The sequence below is a fragment of the Vibrio sp. PSi01 genome (genome assembly GCF_054960695.1).
The window spans coordinates 26,796-44,534 of the sequence record NZ_JBHNYN010000018.1 but is presented as its reverse complement, the minus strand read 5'-3'; the positions used below and the strand labels follow the sequence as shown (position 1 = coordinate 44,534).

15 protein-coding genes are annotated in these 17,739 nt (G+C 43.8%); 8 read left to right on the top strand and 7 right to left on the bottom strand.

Annotated features, from left to right (window positions below; translation table 11 throughout):
- Nucleotides 1–32 precede the first annotated feature (32 nt).
- A complete protein-coding gene (gene tamB, locus ACFI6G_RS18810) occupies nt 33–3,785 on the bottom strand; it encodes an autotransporter assembly complex protein TamB (RefSeq protein ID WP_462710418.1) in 3,753 nt (1,250 codons plus the stop codon).
- Entirely contained in the window at nt 3,782–5,494 is a 1,713-nt protein-coding gene (gene tamA / locus ACFI6G_RS18805; RefSeq protein WP_029203017.1) for an autotransporter assembly complex protein TamA, read from the bottom strand. Before tamA ends, tamB begins: the two co-directional genes overlap by 4 nt.
- A gap of 213 nt (nt 5,495–5,707) precedes the next feature.
- Between tamA and msrA the strand changes: the two genes are divergently transcribed.
- Nucleotides 5,708–6,337 (top strand): peptide-methionine (S)-S-oxide reductase MsrA, encoded by a 630-nt coding sequence (msrA, locus tag ACFI6G_RS18800; RefSeq protein WP_010435076.1) that lies wholly within the window; start codon nt 5,708–5,710, stop codon nt 6,335–6,337.
- A 108-nt stretch (nt 6,338–6,445) separates the two neighbouring features.
- Here the strand turns inward: msrA and ACFI6G_RS18795 are convergent, their stop codons facing one another.
- Nucleotides 6,446–6,646, bottom strand: a complete 201-nt coding sequence (locus ACFI6G_RS18795; protein ID WP_010435077.1) for a DUF1107 family protein — start codon at nt 6,644–6,646, stop codon at nt 6,446–6,448.
- A 252-nt stretch (nt 6,647–6,898) separates the two neighbouring features.
- Between ACFI6G_RS18795 and ACFI6G_RS18790 the strand changes: the two genes are divergently transcribed.
- The 7 genes from ACFI6G_RS18790 (at nt 6,899) to ACFI6G_RS18760 (ending at nt 12,511) form a co-directional block, all read left to right on the top strand.
- Nucleotides 6,899–7,450 carry a YtfJ family protein gene (locus tag ACFI6G_RS18790; RefSeq protein ID WP_462710417.1) on the top strand — a complete coding sequence of 184 codons (552 nt, stop codon included), beginning with the start codon at nt 6,899–6,901 and terminating at the stop codon, nt 7,448–7,450.
- Between the two features lie 90 nt (nt 7,451–7,540).
- Nucleotides 7,541–7,831: a DUF2607 family protein gene (locus ACFI6G_RS18785; protein ID WP_010435081.1), complete on the top strand. Its 291-nt coding sequence runs from the start codon at nt 7,541–7,543 to the stop codon at nt 7,829–7,831.
- A gap of 41 nt (nt 7,832–7,872) precedes the next feature.
- Complete coding sequence (zrgA, locus tag ACFI6G_RS18780; RefSeq protein WP_016786408.1) at nt 7,873–8,610, top strand: zinc uptake protein ZrgA; 738 nt, start codon at nt 7,873–7,875, stop codon at nt 8,608–8,610.
- A gap of 138 nt (nt 8,611–8,748) precedes the next feature.
- Entirely contained in the window at nt 8,749–9,465 is a 717-nt protein-coding gene (locus ACFI6G_RS18775; RefSeq protein WP_010435085.1) for an ABC transporter ATP-binding protein, read from the top strand.
- On the top strand, nt 9,462–10,721 hold the full coding sequence (locus tag ACFI6G_RS18770) for an ABC transporter permease (RefSeq protein ID WP_010435087.1): 1,260 nt from the start codon (nt 9,462–9,464) through the stop codon (nt 10,719–10,721). Before ACFI6G_RS18775 ends, ACFI6G_RS18770 begins: the two co-directional genes overlap by 4 nt.
- 14 nt (nt 10,722–10,735) lie before the next feature.
- Nucleotides 10,736–11,251: a DUF3299 domain-containing protein gene (locus ACFI6G_RS18765; protein WP_010435088.1), complete on the top strand. Its 516-nt coding sequence runs from the start codon at nt 10,736–10,738 to the stop codon at nt 11,249–11,251.
- Nucleotides 11,252–11,602: 351 nt separating this feature from the next.
- Nucleotides 11,603–12,511, top strand: coding sequence for a TIGR03899 family protein (locus ACFI6G_RS18760; RefSeq protein WP_010435089.1), 909 nt, complete (start codon nt 11,603–11,605; stop codon nt 12,509–12,511).
- Nucleotides 12,512–12,675: 164 nt separating this feature from the next.
- Here ACFI6G_RS18760 and cysC read toward each other — a convergent pair whose 3' ends face one another.
- The 4 genes from cysC to cysD form a co-directional block, all read right to left on the bottom strand.
- Nucleotides 12,676–13,296 (bottom strand): adenylyl-sulfate kinase, encoded by a 621-nt coding sequence (cysC, locus tag ACFI6G_RS18755; protein WP_010435090.1) that lies wholly within the window; start codon nt 13,294–13,296, stop codon nt 12,676–12,678.
- Between the two features lie 24 nt (nt 13,297–13,320).
- Entirely contained in the window at nt 13,321–15,045 is a 1,725-nt protein-coding gene (locus ACFI6G_RS18750; protein ID WP_010435091.1) for an SLC13 family permease, read from the bottom strand.
- 73 nt (nt 15,046–15,118) lie between these two features.
- Nucleotides 15,119–16,549, bottom strand: coding sequence for a sulfate adenylyltransferase subunit CysN (gene cysN / locus ACFI6G_RS18745; RefSeq protein WP_102386768.1), 1,431 nt, complete (start codon nt 16,547–16,549; stop codon nt 15,119–15,121).
- Between the two features lie 18 nt (nt 16,550–16,567).
- Nucleotides 16,568–17,512, bottom strand: a complete 945-nt coding sequence (gene cysD / locus ACFI6G_RS18740) for a sulfate adenylyltransferase subunit CysD (protein ID WP_226088532.1) — start codon at nt 17,510–17,512, stop codon at nt 16,568–16,570.
- Between the last annotated feature and the right edge of the window lie 227 nt (nt 17,513–17,739).

Sequence of the window (17,739 nt, the reverse complement as noted above, 5' to 3'; positions counted from 1 at the left end):
ATGAAACCACAGCAACTCGAATTCAAATGAATTTACTCAAATTCAAATTGATAAAGAAGGTCCACAGCACTATCAAGGCCAGATACTGCTTCCACGTAGAGATCCTGCATCAATCGATAACGAACGGTAAACTCACCCAATGAGTTGAAGATACCCACGCCATATTTGACTTGTAACCCCGGAAGGATATAACCACTCACCGTCACTTGAGAGTCATCTCCAGAGCCTGCGGTATCCAATTGTAGATCCTGTACGCCAAATGCCTCGCCAATTTCGCCAACGACCTTACCGCTCTTCGCTAAGCTCAAACCAATTAATGTGGTCGTCATAGAACCACTCGACTCTCCATCGATATCTTGGCCCCGTAAGATATAGGATAGCGCGTTGGCTTGCGGCATCGCAGGGTCAGAATAAATCTCGATGGTCGGCTCTGTAGCAGGGCCTGTAACTCGAATCCCAGCAGTCACGTCATCCTGAGTATTATCAGGGTTGCGAATCGCATTTATCGCTACATATGGCTGATCCGGTGGCCCATTCATTAGGATCTTGCCCTCTTCAATCAGGAGGTCTTGACCGAATGATTGATAAGTACCATCTACGATATTTACTTCACCGGTGATAAACGGGCCTTGATCTTTTTGAGCCACATTCAACTTACCCACTAAATCACCTTCAAGGCCAAAGGCTGAAAGCTTAAAGTCATCACCAATTGAAATATTAATATTAGTCATCACATTGAATGGAATCGTATCTTCACTTTCTGGTTGAAGGTCTTTATTCAAAATAACTTGATCAGAAGACACACCAACTGCTGACGGAGGTAAATCTTCTACGACAATTCGCCCCCATGGCAATGCAATGTCACCCGTAATTTTTGCAAGCTCCGGCGTAACATCAATGGTCATATCAGGAACTACTTTAACCTTGACCATCGGTGGAATATCAACCATCAACTCATCAGCAAAGATTCGGACATTTGATCGCCATGCTTGAAGATCCTGCCAATCTCCGGAGCCCTCAATATCAAGGTGGCCGTCTGGAGTCTCGACATTCGCATTAAGCTTTGCGCTGTAACCGTTAAAGTCGAGATCAATACGACCGTCTTTAACATCCACAGGCGTCACATCCCCTTTAACTTGAATCCCATTAACCGAGAATTGACCAAAAACTTGGGGGTGCATCAAAGAACCTTGGACCTTTAAGTCAGTCTCAAGATCAGCCTTCAGCATGCTGTATTCACCAAGGATCGGCTGTAAGAAGTCCAAATGGAATGTCGTTAGTTTAATTGCCGCATCGACCATTTTGTCTTCAGCAACAATATCTGGTAACGACACCGTGCCAGATAAGTCACCATTATCAGAAACATCCAACTTAAAGTCGGCATCCAGTTTGTTGTCTTTCAGCCGTGCATTCAATGCAACACTTTCCCACCCCAGTGTGATTGGCTCTCCGACTTGCTGAACAACCTGACCTTTTGGCATATCGACGCTAACCGTTACTTCAGGTTCACCTTGTTTCGACCATTTGGCATGAGCGGTCGCATTCACTAAGCCCTCTAGTTGCGTCTCTTTAGGCACAAAGGCTTTAATCTGATCGAAGTCGAATTGGTTGATGGCCAACTTGGCCTCACCCGAATTTCCAACACGAACGTCTTCATCCAAACACACACTAGAACCGGCCTGTTTCCAACAATGAGCTTGAATATCGGCAAACTGCTTGTCGGCATCGGCTTTAATTGCGACGGGTTGATCTAGCACCCAAGGTCCTTGTTCCGTGGCGATTTTGACTCGATCTAACGACCCATTCCAAATAATAGAAGGCTTTTGAATCAGCTCACCCGAAATAGCCAAGCTTGTGGAAATCACGTCGGATACCACGTCGAGCGTCACGGTATGCTGCTTCTCACCACCTTTCACGGTGAGATCAATGCTGTCAACCTTTTGCTCTTGATAGGCTAGGTTATTCGCTTTCAATACCAAATCAGCCTGAGGCGCAGGCAATGGAATCACTGAACCACGAAGAGATAGAGATTCTAATGTAGCTTCATCGTTCCAATCGACACGGTCGACGTTAAGAACCATGTCAACTTCCGGCTCTTTGAAAGGCCCGCTGAGACCAATATCGCCAATCACTGTACCTTTCAGTTCAGGAATACTTTTCGTCAATTGGGGAAGGTTAATAGCAACGCCCATATCCCACTGCTTGTCGAGTTGACCCTGTGCTTTTATAGAATTAACACCGTGAGCTAAGCTCAGGCCGCTGGTTTTTAGTTTAGGCTCACCGCTCGCGCTGCGGTCAGACGCTGATAACTGGCCTTCGATATCCAGAGGATATTCTCGCAAGATCCCCTCGATATCTAACTTAGGCAGCTCAATCGCCCAACCACCCGCTTCGGTCAACTCACCCGAAGTAACGATGCTTCCGCTAATGTTACCTTCGGCTTCTGGCCACTGCAGACCCGGCTGAATATCCTTCAGCGTCACATCGGCTTGCCAGTTAATAAGCTTCTTCCAACTCGCTTTAACCACACCATTGAGTTCACCACCCAGCGTGTTCAGTTTTAAGCGCTCAAGTTCAATCTGCTCGGTGGTGCCCTTACCCTCTAGGTCGATGGTTAAGGCAGGTATCTCCTGACCATCCGCTTCACCTTTAAACTGCACATTAAAACCATCTAATGAGCCATCGGCTTTAAACTTCTCGATAACCGCTTGGTAATCACTTTTACCAGTAAGAGGCCATTGCGCTTTACCTCCCTCTAAAAGAAGGTCAAATGGCAGAGTCGGCTCTAAAGATTGAATATCTCCTGACAGCTTTGCCTCAATCAGTTCAGAAAACTGAGAATCGAAGTGTAGCTTCGCGACACTCCCTTGTGCTTTCAGCGACAGTTTTTGACCTGTAAGATCAGTTTCTTTCACCTGTGCATTTAAAGAAAGGTCTAACGGATAGCCATCTTTAAGCTCAACTTTAGCGGCAAGGTTAGCGCTTGCTTGTGGCATATCAAGTTCAAGAGTAGAAACTTCGACCGTGTTTTTACCCGCTCGAGCTTCAAGCCCAAGGTGGTTTACCACAATCGGTGTTTCTTGTTCTAAGGTGAAACGGTTGAGGTCAAAACGCTCCAGCACAATCTGTAAAGGGACCCAAACTTCAGGCAACTCGATAGCAGCCTTAGTTGCAGTCTCTGGTTCGACGATTTCTGCTTGCGGCTCTTCGGTAGACTCTGCAAGTTTAACCTTAAGATCATTAAATAAGGTTGGCGATACAGTCAGCTTCTCACCCTGCATACTCAAAGCCGTTGAAAACAACCCCCATTCAATCTCATGCCCCAAGATATTCAGTTTAATATCAGACAAAGCAATACGGTTGATCACGATTGGCAGCGGTGTTTTCACCGATGTCACTGGCGGAGTCGGTTCTGTTTCTTCTGTAGAGGCAGGAGGCAATTCAGTAAATGCGAAGTCCAATCCTTGAATCGCTAAACGATCGACACACAACTTAGGATCAAGCAAACAGCGAGGGTTGATAGCCAATGCCATTTTTTGAACCTTGGTATCAATATGAAGACTGTCATCTTTAAATTGAACGTTATGGAGAGTAAAACTCGGAAAAAGTGCCCCATTAGTACTTTCAACTTTAAGCTGTGGCAGCGCTTTTTCAGCCCCCCACAACACCGTGTTAAGTCCTAGGTTAGTAAATAAAACAAAACCTAAAAGTGCTATCAATAACAATAGAATCGACGTCAAAGATATCGATGTCCACTTAATGCACTTACCCATCACTTTGATCATAATTCAGGCCCTAAACTGAAGTGCACTTGAAACTCATCACCTGGGTCAGCATCAAGCCCCCACGCAAAATCTAAACTTACCGGTCCAACGGGCGATGCCCAACGAACGCCAACACCAGTACCGCGCTTCCATTCTGGTTTATCATTGAAGGCATCACCAATATCGTAGAAGGCCGCTCCCCACCAATTTCCAACTAGGCGGTATTGGTATTCAAACGAGCTGGTTGCAATAAATTTTGCACCGGTTAATGCACCACTTTCATCTTTAGGAGATATAGACTCATAGCCATAACCACGGAGACTATTATCACCACCCGCGAAAAATCTTAGTGAAGGTGATAATTTATCAAACTCGTCAGCAAAGTTACCGCCAAACTGAAGCCGAGTTAAACCTCGATGATTATCGCCAATACTTCTGATCCATGCAGTTTGTCCTTGGAAACGAACCACCTTAGTTTCAGACAATATTGTGTCATCGCCCGCTTCAATCATGACGCTCTGTTTATCTCCCCACATCGGCATCGAACCACCTCGAGTTCGAGTTCGGGAAAACGCCACGCCTGGTAACACAAATTGCGCTAAATCGTCTTGTAGACCTTGTTCATAGTTTTCAACTAGGTATCGAATGAACACCGTACGTTGCCAGCCGTTATCTAATCGCCAATATCTTTCCAAAGCGAGGTTTGACTCCAAACTCTTGGTATCACGATTATCCAGATTCTTCATACCGTACTTAATTTGATAGTAATCATTAAGTACATCATCCAAAGGGATTTTATACGTTGCTGTTATCGTCTGCTCTGGTTTAGAGATAGACAAACTGCTATTGAAACTATGACCAAGTGAGTTTACCCAAGGTTTCTTCCATTTGAGGGTACCTTTTACGCCAAGGTCAGTAGATACACCGATACCTGTTTCGATTTGGTTACGCGCTTGCGGAGCAAGGCTCACCTTCATCGGAATTTCTCTGCCATCACCCAACTGACTTAAATCAGGCTCAACAAAAACAGATGAGAACCAATCAGTATTAGAGAGATTTTGGTTATACTCGCCTACTTTTGTGATCGAGTACGGTTCACCATCTTCAAATGGTTTAAGGGATTGCACCTTTTCATCTTCAATTTGGCTACCCGTCACCTGGGTAGCACCAAAGTGATATCGAATGCCACTGTTATAGTGAAGGCGAACATAAGCACGATTTAATTCGGGCGCAACTTCTAACTTACTAAGCTCATACGAGCCATCGAAATAGCCTTTGGCTAATCCAAGATTACGGATAGATGATTTCAAAGAGTCATAATTGCCGTGGTTAAGAATCGAACCTTTCGACAGTTTGCTCTTGGCGATCAGTGCTAGAAAATCAGGATCATCTTCTGCTTCACCACTTAATACGATATCTGAGGTATAAATAACAACGGGTTCACCTGGTTCAACCGTAACGGTCAATTCAATGTCGTCTTCGGAATGGGAAAAAGCGATACGAGGTTGGTAGTAGCCTAACGCATTCAACGCTTCTTTAATAATAGACTCCAAGCGAGATTGGAACCTCAATGAAGCCGAATACTCTTCTTCGGGGATCGCACTCAGATAAGCATCAACATTATCCTCAAGCGCTCCATCAAGCCCTTTAATCTCAAGGGAAACATCAGCGAAAGCAAGCGTCGATGACAATAGAGTGCTAATCAGAACTGGTAAAGTTTTTCTTATCATGTTTAATTGGTGCAGAAGTTATAAATACGTTAATAAAGTGAATAGAAATAATACCGCTAAAAAGGCATTGAGTCTGTAATAAATCCTAGAATAACAAGGTCTAATTTAAAGACTGATTCAATATAAACCAACAGTAAATATGAGCCTACAGTTAATATAAACCTAGATCTAATGTTAACTAACGCGGTAAACGTATGCGAAAAGGAATACAACATGCTAAATAAACAACAACTGGTTTCCGCTACAACCGCATTACCGGGGAATGCTGATCCAATCCGTATCACTGAACGCCATTTCATCAATCAAACCGACTTACTCGATGCGCCTACAGGTTCCCAACAAGAAGTATTACTTGGTATGGGGTGCTTCTGGGGAGCAGAGCGACTGTTGTGGCAACTTGATGGTGTAATTTCTACCTCCGTTGGTTACGCTGGCGGATACACAGTTAATCCAACTTATGAGCAAGTATGTACCGGGCAAACAGGCCATACAGAAGTTGTTCGAGTTATTTTTGATAGTGAGCAAACGTCTTTAGCACTAATACTTGAAACATTCTGGGAACGTCACGACCCAACTCAAGGGATGCGCCAAGGTAATGACTTAGGCACTCAATATCGCTCAGCCATATATACTTTCAGTGAAGAGCAACAGGCTATCGCTGAGCACTCTAAACGTGAATACCAGCGAGCAATGACTGAATCTTTAGGCAACGAGATCACAACGGAAGTTCTGCCTGCTGGAAAATATTTTTTCGCCGAAACTTACCATCAGCAGTACCTAGCAAAAAATCCGAATGGTTATTGTGGACTAGGTGGAACAGGTGTTTGTTTCCCACCGCAATAAAGTATAACCGGATATAAAACTAGAACGACTCGCATTAAAAAGGGCTTCATTAACGAAGCCCTTTTCAATTGTTAGCATGTTTTAGGTACGACAATAAACGAAGTTAAGTTACACGGGCAACGCAGCTATCGTGCCATTAACTTCTTTAAAAATAATCAATTTTTGTTTATCTGAAACTTCAGGGAGAAGCACCTTGCCTTGGTCGAAGCGAAACTCGCCGATACCTTCAATAGCAAACTGGCCTTTGAATAGGACTTTAACGAAACGCGCCACCTGATGTGGACGGTAAGTAGAAAACTCTCTTAACATAATACAACCTCAATTCCATTTGAGTACAACTGCTGCTTCTCTGAACAAAGCCTTATTCAAAGCACATCTCATTGCTAAATCCGTTAGCTAACAGCAAGATAATCTATTGTTTACCCTGATACTGTCGCATTATACCTTTTAGTAACAAGCCCGCAACTTGTTTCTACACCGTACGATAAAAAAGTTAAAGAGGCATTTTTCAGATTTCATATTATACTTCCAATGCAAACCAATAAGCGGAACAAAAATATAATGAAAAACAAAACTCTACTGGCTTTTTTAGCCGCAGCCTCTCCACTCCTCGCCAACGCTCACAATCTATCTGTAGGCTCTTCTCTGCCTGCTGTCGATGTTAGCAATTATGGTGAAATTGTCATAAACGACGGTAAAACAGGATATCAAACTTGGGCAACCAATGAGCTCCTAGGAAAAGTTCGCGTCGTTCAAGCTATCGCTGGTCGTAGCAGCTCTAAAGAGCTAAACGCACCACTGATGGCTGCAATTACAGCATCGAAATTCTCAGAAGACAGCTACCAAACCACCACAATCATCAACCAAGATGATGCCATTTGGGGTACTGGGTCTTTTGTTAAATCGTCAGCAGAAAGCAGTAAAGAAGAATTTCCATGGTCTTCGATGGTGCTAGATGAAGACGGAAAGGTAGCGTCATCATGGGCTCTAAAAGAAGAGAGCTCAGCGATTATCGTTCAGGACAAGCAAGGTAAAATCTTGTTTGTTAAAGAAGGCGCACTTAACGAAACTGAAGTCACTCAAGTCATTGAGCTGATTAAAGCGAGTCTTTAATCAGATATTCGCGTCTTTTTCGAGACCTAACCAAAGGATATTGTTATATTATAACAGTATCTTTTTTTAATTCTGTGGTAAATCATCTTCATGTGGCAAAACACACCTAACAATGTGAAACGCAAAATAGGCTTTTTGCTCGGGCTGATGCTCTTGCTCAGCGTATTAGCAGCCACACATATGGTAGACTCTGATCCAGGGCATCATACTTCACACCACTGTGAACTGTTTTCGATAAACCAATTCATCACGGCGCACTCACTTCCACAGGTTCCAGAGTTCCCTTCAGAGTTTACTGTCGCTACCACAGAGTCAATAATTTCGTTACAGCGCTTATATTTTGCCTATTTAGCACGCTCACCTCCTGTAAAGATCGCTTAATTACCATTACTTTTTAATTAACCTTTATTCAGGAAAAAAACATGAAACCTACTATTTTAGCCGTTGTTATCGGCATGGCTGTGTCTACGAACGTTTTAGCAAACGAAGAATTCCGCTCTCACGAAGCACATGTGCACGGTAAAGTTGAAGTGAACATAGCTCAAGATGGGCAAGAACTGCTTGTTGAAGTGACGGCTCCAGGCGCTGATGTGGTTGGCTTTGAACATGCTCCAAAAACTGCAGAGCAGAAAGCTTTGTTTGAGCAAGCTATCGCACAATTAAACAAGCCAGAAGAGCTATTTGGTTTCAATAACACTAGCTGTACGCTGAAGTTCAAGTCAGTGACTAACACACTGGAAGGCGATCATGATGACCATGAAGGCCATGACCACGCGGAACACGATCATGATGACCACGAAGGCCATGACCATGCAGAACATGATCATGATGACCACGAAGGCCATGACCATGCAGAACACGATCATGATGACCACGAAGGCCATGACCATGCAGAACACGATCATGATGACCACGAAGGCCATGACCATGCAGAACACGATCATGATGACCATGAAGGCCATGACCACTCAGAAGGCGGCCACGGTGAATTTACAGCCGAGTACCACTACCAATGTTCAGATATTGCTAATCTGAATACTGTTAATACCCAATGGTTCTCGAAATTCAGTAATACAAAGTCAATGACCGTGAACTTACTGACAGATAGTGTTCAAACGCAAGAAGTTCTTAATGCAGAACGTGTTAGCTTCCGATTCTAATAAGAATTCGATAGATTTTGCGTAGATAAACAACCAAGTAAGTATTCACTTACTTGGTTGTTAAAACCGGTGTACTTGGGGAATTAATTGTCTTTTAGACTGTCCAGAAGAGACACCGCTTTAAATATTGGAGCTAGTATGTCTTTTGACAGTTCATCACTTGTGGTCAAACTAGAAAATATCAGTTTTCGTTGGAAACCTGAATTACCCCCAACGTTAGAAATACCTTCATTACATATTCAACCTAAAGAGCACCTTTTTATTAAGGGGCCAAGTGGTTGTGGTAAATCAACACTGTTAGGGTTACTTACGGGGATAAACCAAGCGCAACAAGGCGAAGTGTCTATCTTAGGCCAAGACCTTACCCAATTGACACCACGTCAGAGGGATAAGTTTAGAGCCGATCATATCGGTTATATATTCCAACAATTTAATCTACTGCCTTACTTATCAGTAATCGACAATGTGACACTTCCTTGCCAATTTTCAAAGATTCGTAGACAGCAAGTCATTGAAAGTCAGAACAGCCTACAAGCAGCCGCTCAAGAATTGTTGATCAGACTAAAGCTGCCTCAAGCCTTGATGGATAAACCCGTTACTGAGTTGAGTATAGGCCAACAGCAACGTGTCGCTGCAGCTCGAGCCTTGATAGGCCAACCTAAAATCATCATTGCCGACGAACCGACATCGGCTCTGGATCATAACAACCGAGAAGCCTTTATCGAGTTGTTACTAGAACAAGCGAACCAAGCAGGTTCCACTCTCATCTTTGTTAGTCACGATCCGACATTAGAGAAACTGTTCACTCGAACCATAGATTTAAAAACCGTTAATCAAGCTAAGGTTGTCGTATGAAAGTAATTACTCACTTAGCCCTAAAAAGCGTACTCAACCGTAAAGCCACAGCCATTCTGACGATTCTTACCGTAGCGGTGTCAGTCATTCTATTACTCGGTGTGGAACGTGTAAGAACCGAAGCTAAGAGCAGCTTTGCTAATACGATTTCAGGCACTGATCTTATTGTCGGAGGTCGATCCGGTCAGGTCAACCTACTGCTTTATTCGGTATTTAGAATCGGCAATGCCACCAACAACATCGACTGGAAAAGCTATGAAGAATTTAGCCAGCACAACGCTGTAAAGTGGGCCATACCAATCTCATTGGGTGATTCACATAAAGGCTTCCGCGTAATGGGCACCAACCATAGCTACTTCGAGAATTATCGCTATGGAAGTAAGCAGCCACTTACTTTTCAAAAAGGCAAAGAGTTCGAAGAGCTATTTGATGTTGTGATTGGTGCTGATGTCGCGAAAAAATTAGATTACAAGATCGGTGATAATATCATTCTTGCTCATGGCATCAGCGACGTCGCCTTCAGCCGACACGATAACCTGCCTTTCACTATCGTAGGAATCCTTTCTCCAACTGGAACGCCAGTAGACAAAACCGTGCACGTTTCATTAGAAGCCATTGAAGCAATTCATGTCGGCTGGGAATCTGGAGCAAATCTAGGGCATACACCGAACGCTGAAGTATTGAAGCAACGTGACTTCCAGCCTAAACAAATTACCGCAATGATGCTGGGGCTAAACTCGAAGATTCAAACCTTTGCACTGCAACGAGAAATCAATAACTACCGTCAAGAACCTTTGAGCGCAATTATGCCGGGCATTGCATTGCATGAATTGTGGGGCATGATGGCCGTTGCTGAACAAGCACTGCTGATTGTGTCAGGGTTTGTTGTCGTTGCTGGATTATTGGGTATGCTGAGTAGCCTACTCACTAGCTTACAAGAGCGACGTAGAGAAATGGCCATCCTCCGAGCAATGGGAGCAAGGCCTCGACATGTTTTTGGTTTGCTGATTAGTGAAGCTAGTGCCCTAACCTTCCTTGGCATAACCTTAGGTGTCGCACTCTTGTTTGCACTGATCGCAGTAGTTGCTCCAATTGTGCAACAAAGTTATGGTATCAACATATCGATATCCGCAATCACACCTCATGAATGGAAACTACTTATGTTGGTTCAAATTGCAGGTATTATTATCGGCTTTATTCCCGCTTTCCGGGCTTACCGTCAGTCATTGTCTGATGGCATGACTATTCGAATCTAAATTAGGAACCTACGATGCAACGCAAATTCCTACTGATACTTGGACTGCTTTTGTTTCCATTTATCAGCACAGCTCACGCTGACACAACTCAGACTGACGAATCGGTATTAACACTCGATTGGATTGACTTAATTCCAGAATCAGAGCGAGCACAACTAGACTCATTTGGCATGCCGATGGTTAACCACGACAGTATGGACAAACCTCAACAATCGACAATTGGTGCTGTTCGCCCCGAGTTGAATGGCAGCACAGTGAAGATTCCTGGTTTTGTCATTCCATTGGAGGGTGATGAGAACATGATCACAGAATTTCTACTGGTACCGTACTTTGGCGCATGTATCCACGTACCACCACCGCCACCAAACCAAATCATCTACGTGAAATTCCCACAAGGAGCACCAATACAGCAATTATGGGATGTGATCTATTTAGTAGGCACGCTGAAAACAGAGTCGATCAGCCACGAATTAGCGCAAACAGGTTATCTTATTGAAGGTACAGCGATTGAAGAATACGACGACATGTAGTCATTAGAAGGGTGGCTCATGGATGAGCTACCGTCACTGAACAAATGATCTTATTCAATAACAGTTTAATAACGATGTTGTTTATCTAACTTACGCGATGTAATCAGATAAATAAGCTAGCACAGCGACATATGTAACGAGTAATAGCCCTATGCCAAGCTGTTTCTTCAGCTTGTTATCATTGACTTGATTCATAACTCCTCCTTGAGAATTACAACAAATTTAACATTTTATTATCATTAGCAAAAGTAAAATTTTGTTGAAGTCTTCAACTCTGCACGCAAAATCTAGCCACCATTAAGATAAAGAGTTACATTTTAGACAGTTAAGTCGTCTCGTAACGGTACTCTTATGTCAGAAACCAAACAGCCAGTAATCATCGAACATGCTAGCGATACCCAGCATAAGCATGAAAAAAAGCCTCACATTGCCGACAGTGCCAGCAGAATGTTGCACATCGCACAAAGCTTCGGTTTAGATTCCTTAATCAGCCATAGTGCAAAACCAACTGATAAAAGTGAAAGTACACTTATCGAGCGGGCACTGTTACGAGAAAAAAAACGTAGAGAGCAGCGTCAAAAGAACCTAGAGCAGATTCTAAAGTTGGCACACTCTTCATGTAAGGATGAAGCGGCTGGAGACCCTGATCAGGACTGGCTATACCGTTTCTTCGATATGGCACAAGAGATCCACAATACATCGATGCAGAGGCTATGGGCTCAAGTACTGAAACGAGAAGTCACCAACCCAGGATCGACGTCGATGAAGGCGCTTCAGATCTTAAAAGACATGACACCAAAAGAAGCGCTCACCCTGCAACGAGCAGCGTCACTGGGTTGTAGTTTTGGTAGTGATAACAGCAGGAAGCTATTACTCGGTTTCAAAAACCATGCAGGGATATTCAGCTTTGGCAAAAGAGACACCACCAATACCATTAACCTTGGTGGGCATAACCTACCCTATTCAAGCCTATTACATCTGATTGAACTCGGGATTATTCTGGGGACTGAGCTAGAGTCTGGGGAGATTGATTTCGATCCAGCCTTGCACCTAACCTATCAAGGGAAAGGTATGTCACTGGCACCGTTGTCAAAAGGGGTGAAGCTGATTTACTACCGATTCAGTCCTACTGGAAATGAGCTGTGCGCCTTGCTTGGGAATAAACCCAATGGGCAGTACTACGACCAACTTATTGCTTTATTAAGCCAAAAATTTACGGTACAAACAGAAGTTAAAAGCACCGTAAACTACACCGTCTAGACAATAGACGGTGTAAGCAATAGACAATATAAAAAGTGACGATTATTGAGAGGAATAGAAATCTAGTAGATAGGTTTCATGTCTCGATAAACCCAAGCTGGATTACTTATGAAAGCGTAAATATGCAGATAAGTAAATGGGTAGCCTTAGTCATACCAACCCTATTAATTGGCTAAAATATTACGCTTCTCTAACGCATCAATACACAATTCGACCAGTTCATCGAGTGTCTTCTCACCTGCCGGTAGATCGATTTCTGGGTTCTGAGGGGCTTCATAAGCAGAGCTAATGCCCGTGAAATTCGGGATTTCTCCAGCACGTGCTTTTTTATACAAGCCTTTAGGGTCGCGCTGCTCACACACCTCGAGCGGCGTGTTAACAAACACCTCTAAAAACTCGCCTTCCGGTAGCAGGTCTCGCACTAACTGTCTCTCCGCTTGATGAGGAGAAATAAAAGCAGACAGTACAATTAAACCTGCATCCGCCATCAATTTAGCCAGCTCACCAATACGTCGGATATTCTCTCTACGATCTTGCTCAGAGAACCCCAAATCACTACACAATCCGTGACGAACATTATCACCATCCAATAAGTAGGTATGATAACCAAGCTGTGCTAGGCGATTTTCTAATGCTCCAGCGACTGTCGACTTCCCAGAACCAGATAACCCCGTGAACCAGAGCACAGCTGGCTTTTGTGATTTAAGATCAGAGCGAAATGCTTTATCAATCGAATGTTGATGCCACACAACATTCTCATCTTTTGGTTTGAGTACTGCGGTCATAAATAGTCCTTTAAATAAACAGCATTAAAATGGAAAAAAATAAGGAATTAGGGTCAATACCAAGCCCGAATAAACAATCGAGATTGGGATACCGATACGTAGATAATCCGTGAGACGGTAATTACCTACGCTATAAACAAGTAAATTGGTTTGGTAGCCGTATGGCGAAATAAAGCTGGCGCTGGCACCAAACAGAACCGCCATAATAAACGGCATAGGATCAACTCCATAACCTACTGCCATACTATAACCAATCGGAAACGAGAGTGCTGCTGCCGCATTATTGGTCACCAGCTCTGTAAGAACCAACGTCATAAAGTAGGTCGCGACTAACGCACCAAACACGCCCCACCCATTGAAGGCTTCTATGAACATCAGCCCCATACGCTCAGATAGCCCAGATGAAATCATCAGTTGAGCAATAGAAAGAGCAGAGCCCACTATCACCACAATATCAACAGGAAAACGACGACGAAGCTCACCCAGTTGCACCACACCAAATGCCACCAGCAATAGTAAGAAACCTGCTAGTCCTTTGATAATCGGCACCACGTCAGCAAGGGCTAAACCAATCACACTGGCAAAACCGAGCAACACGAACGTCGATTTATCTGCATCAAGCTTGGCACTTGAGTCCAAGTCATTCATCAGCACAAACTCTTTGTTATGCTGCTGACGCTGCTCTTCAAAGCGTTTTCCGGGAACCAAAATCAAGGTATCACCTGCGGTTAATGTGATATTCCCTAACCCACCTTCAAGGCGTTCATGCCCACGGCGAATGGCAACCACAACTGCATCGAAGCGGTCTCTAAATTGACTAGTTTTCAGTGTTTTATTACAGAAGCTTGCCGATGAGCTCACCACTACTTCAACAAAGCTTTGTCCGTTAAGGTGGTGTTGACCAAACAAGGTTAGCCCTTGAATCTCTTGTAATGTCGCTACGCTCTCAACATCACCACAAAACAGCAGTCGATCACGAGCTTGGAGAATAAAATCAGGGTCAATAGACGCCGTAGTTTTCCCGTCTCTAATAACTTCGGCTAAGAACAGTTTTCTCAGCGCTCTAAGGTTGTTTTCACTGACACTGCGACCAACTAACGGTGAGCCGGGCTCAACCCTTGCTTCAAGAAAATACGGAAGGTCGTCCTGCGATCCATCATCGTAGCTAGGTAAAAAGTAACTCAGAGGAATAAGGATCAATACCCCACCGACCAAAACAGCTAAACCGATCAAAGTTGGCGTGAAAAAGTTTAAACTCGGCAGTCCTGCATCTTCAACAAAGCTATTAATGATCAAGTTGGTTGAGGTGCCGATCAATGTCAGGGTTCCACCTAAAATGGCAGCGTATGACAGAGGGATAAGCAGTTTAGATGGCGCGTGTTGTTGATTGCGTTTGATTGCGCCGATCAAAGAGACAACCACCGCCGTATTATTAGTAAAAGAAGAAAGTAACGCTGTGGAAATACCCAACTTCGCGACCACGGTGCCTAGCCGGCCTTCAGAAATATTGCGGCTAACCCAGCTGATCAAGCGAGTTTTCTCCAACGCACTTGATGCGAGGATAAGAAGAATTAAAGTCAGTAGCGAAGAATTCGTGAAATTACTCGCTAAGCTCGACAGATCTATCATGCCTGCCATAAAAGCAATAAACGCTGCACCAGCAAAGATAAAACTAGGCTTAATTCGGGTAACGAGCAGGCAAGTAACAATGCCGAGCAAAATCGCTAATACAAATCCTTGTTGCCACATATACCCGTCCTTTATGGCGGAAACGATGAGTTTCCGCCTTACACCATTGATTCAATGAGCAATTACTTGTCGTTTATGACTTCAGTAACTGGCTTAAATCCTTGGCATCCCAATGAGGGAAGTGTTTACGAACCAATGCGTTGAACTCAAGTTCAAATGCAGAGAAGCTACCTACTTGCTGTTCAACAGAGTCCAAACGATCTCGAATCAAACCTGCACCAACCGTTACGTTGGTAAGACGGTCAATAACAATAAAACCACCGGTATCGGCACTTTCACGATATTTATCCAGCGCAACAGTTTCGTTCAATGACCATTCACATAAACCAATACCATTCAGTGGCAGCTCATCCACTTCATAGGTCGACAAATTATTGATGTCATACTGATGACGAACTGCTTCAACCTGACCAACCGTTTTCTTGCCCGCGATTTTGATGTCGTAAGCTTTACCTGGTTTCAGGGGTTGTTCAGTCATCCACACGATATCTGCCAATACATGGTTAGTGGATTCAATTTGCGCGTTTTCCAACACAATCAAATCACCACGACTGATATCGATCTCATCTTCAAGGGTCAACGTTACCGCCAATCCCGCTTGTGCAGATTCCAAATCGCCATCAAAAGTCACAATGCGTGCAACTTTAGAGGTCTTGCCAGATGGAAGCGCCTTGATCTCGTCACCCACACTCACACGTCCAGAAGCAACGGTGCCAGCAAATCCGCGGAAGTCTAAATTAGGACGGTTCACATACTGCACAGGGAATCGGAATTCACCTGCAGAGCGTTTTTGGTCAATGTCTACATTCTCTAGCACTTCTAATAGAGACGGGCCTTCGAACCATGCAAGCTCTTTGCTTGGCGCTGCAACGTTAATGCCTTCAAGCGCAGAAACAGGCAGGATTTGAATATTGGTTTCGCCTTCTAGGTTTTCAGCAAATTCTAGGTACTCATCGCGAATCTCTTCAAAACGATCTTGTGCATAATCCACTAGATCCATCTTGTTGACTGCTACAATGAAATGCTTCAGACCAAGTAGATTGGAGATAAACGAATGACGACGCGTTTGATCCAATACGCCCTTACGAGCATCAATCAAGATCACAGCCAGATCACACGTTGAAGCGCCTGTTGCCATGTTGCGCGTGTACTGCTCATGCCCTGGAGTATCAGCAATAATGAACTTACGTTTTTGCGTCGAGAAGTAGCGGTACGCTACATCGATCGTAATGCCTTGCTCACGCTCAGCCTGCAGACCATCAACAAGCAGTGCTAAATCAGGCTTCTCACCCGTAGTACCTACTCGCTGACTATCAGAGTGAACAGCTGCTAGCTGATCTTCATAAATCTGTTTTGTATCATGGAGCAAACGGCCAATTAACGTACTTTTGCCATCATCTACCGAGCCACAAGTTAAAAATCTAAGCATAGATTTATGCTGATGCTGACTTAGATAACCTTCAATCCCTAGTTCAGCCAATTCGGCTTCTACTGCACTATTCATTTTTCTTTCCTTAGATTCTTAGAAATAACCTTGGCGCTTTTTCAGCTCCATCGAGCCCGACTGATCATGGTCAATCGCTCGACCTTGACGCTCACTAGAAGTAGCCACCAGCATCTCTTCAATAATGCCTGTTAACGTATTGGCTTCAGATTCAACCGCTCCAGTTAGTGGGTAGCAACCTAAAGTTCGGAAACGAACACTTTTCTCTTCAATCACTTCACCTTCTTGCAGCTCCATACGGTCATCATCAACCATGATCAGCATGCCATCACGCTCAACCACAGGGCGTTTGTCTGAAAGGTAAAGTGGAACAATATCAATGCTCTCTAAATAGATGTATTGCCAAATATCGAGCTCAGTCCAGTTTGATAGAGGGAATACACGAATGCTCTCGCCTTTATTTACTTGGCCGTTATAGGTATGCCAAAGCTCTGGGCGTTGGTTTTTTGGATCCCATGTGTGATTCTTGTCGCGGAAAGAGTAAACACGCTCTTTTGCTCGAGATTTTTCTTCATCACGACGTGCACCACCAAAAGCAGCATCGAATCCATACTTATTTAACGCCTGCTTAAGGCCTTGAGTTTTCATGATGTCAGTGTGTTTCGAAGAACCATGCACAAATGGGCTACATCCCATTTCAATACCTTCTGGGTTCTTATGGACTAAAAGGTCAAAGCCGTACTTTTTAGCCGTACGATCACGAAATTCAATCATCTCGCGAAATTTCCAATCGGTATCAACGTGTAACAGCGGGAATGGAATCTTACCTGGGTAAAACGCTTTGCGAGCTAAATGAAGCATCACAGAAGAATCTTTACCTATGGAGTACATCATCACTGGGTTATCAAACTCAGCCGCTACTTCACGGATAATATGAATACTTTCCGCTTCTAGCTGTTTTAAGTGGGTTAAACGTTCTTGGTCCATTTCAGTGCTTCCTTTAAGGCTCGCGTTACGAGCAATTCATTACTTGGCATACCAAGTAAGGGATTTAACTCATCCACTGGTGTGAATGGGAGTATTGGCACTAGAAGAAAACAGAAGCTTCGTATGAGCTATCCTTGCTATTCATCTGCCTGATACGTCCTTGATATAGGCATTATGACGAGCCTCTCATATTACTGGAAATTCTAAAATTTCATTTTTTATTCGAAAAGCTGATAAGGGATTGGATTTATCGATAAACAGAT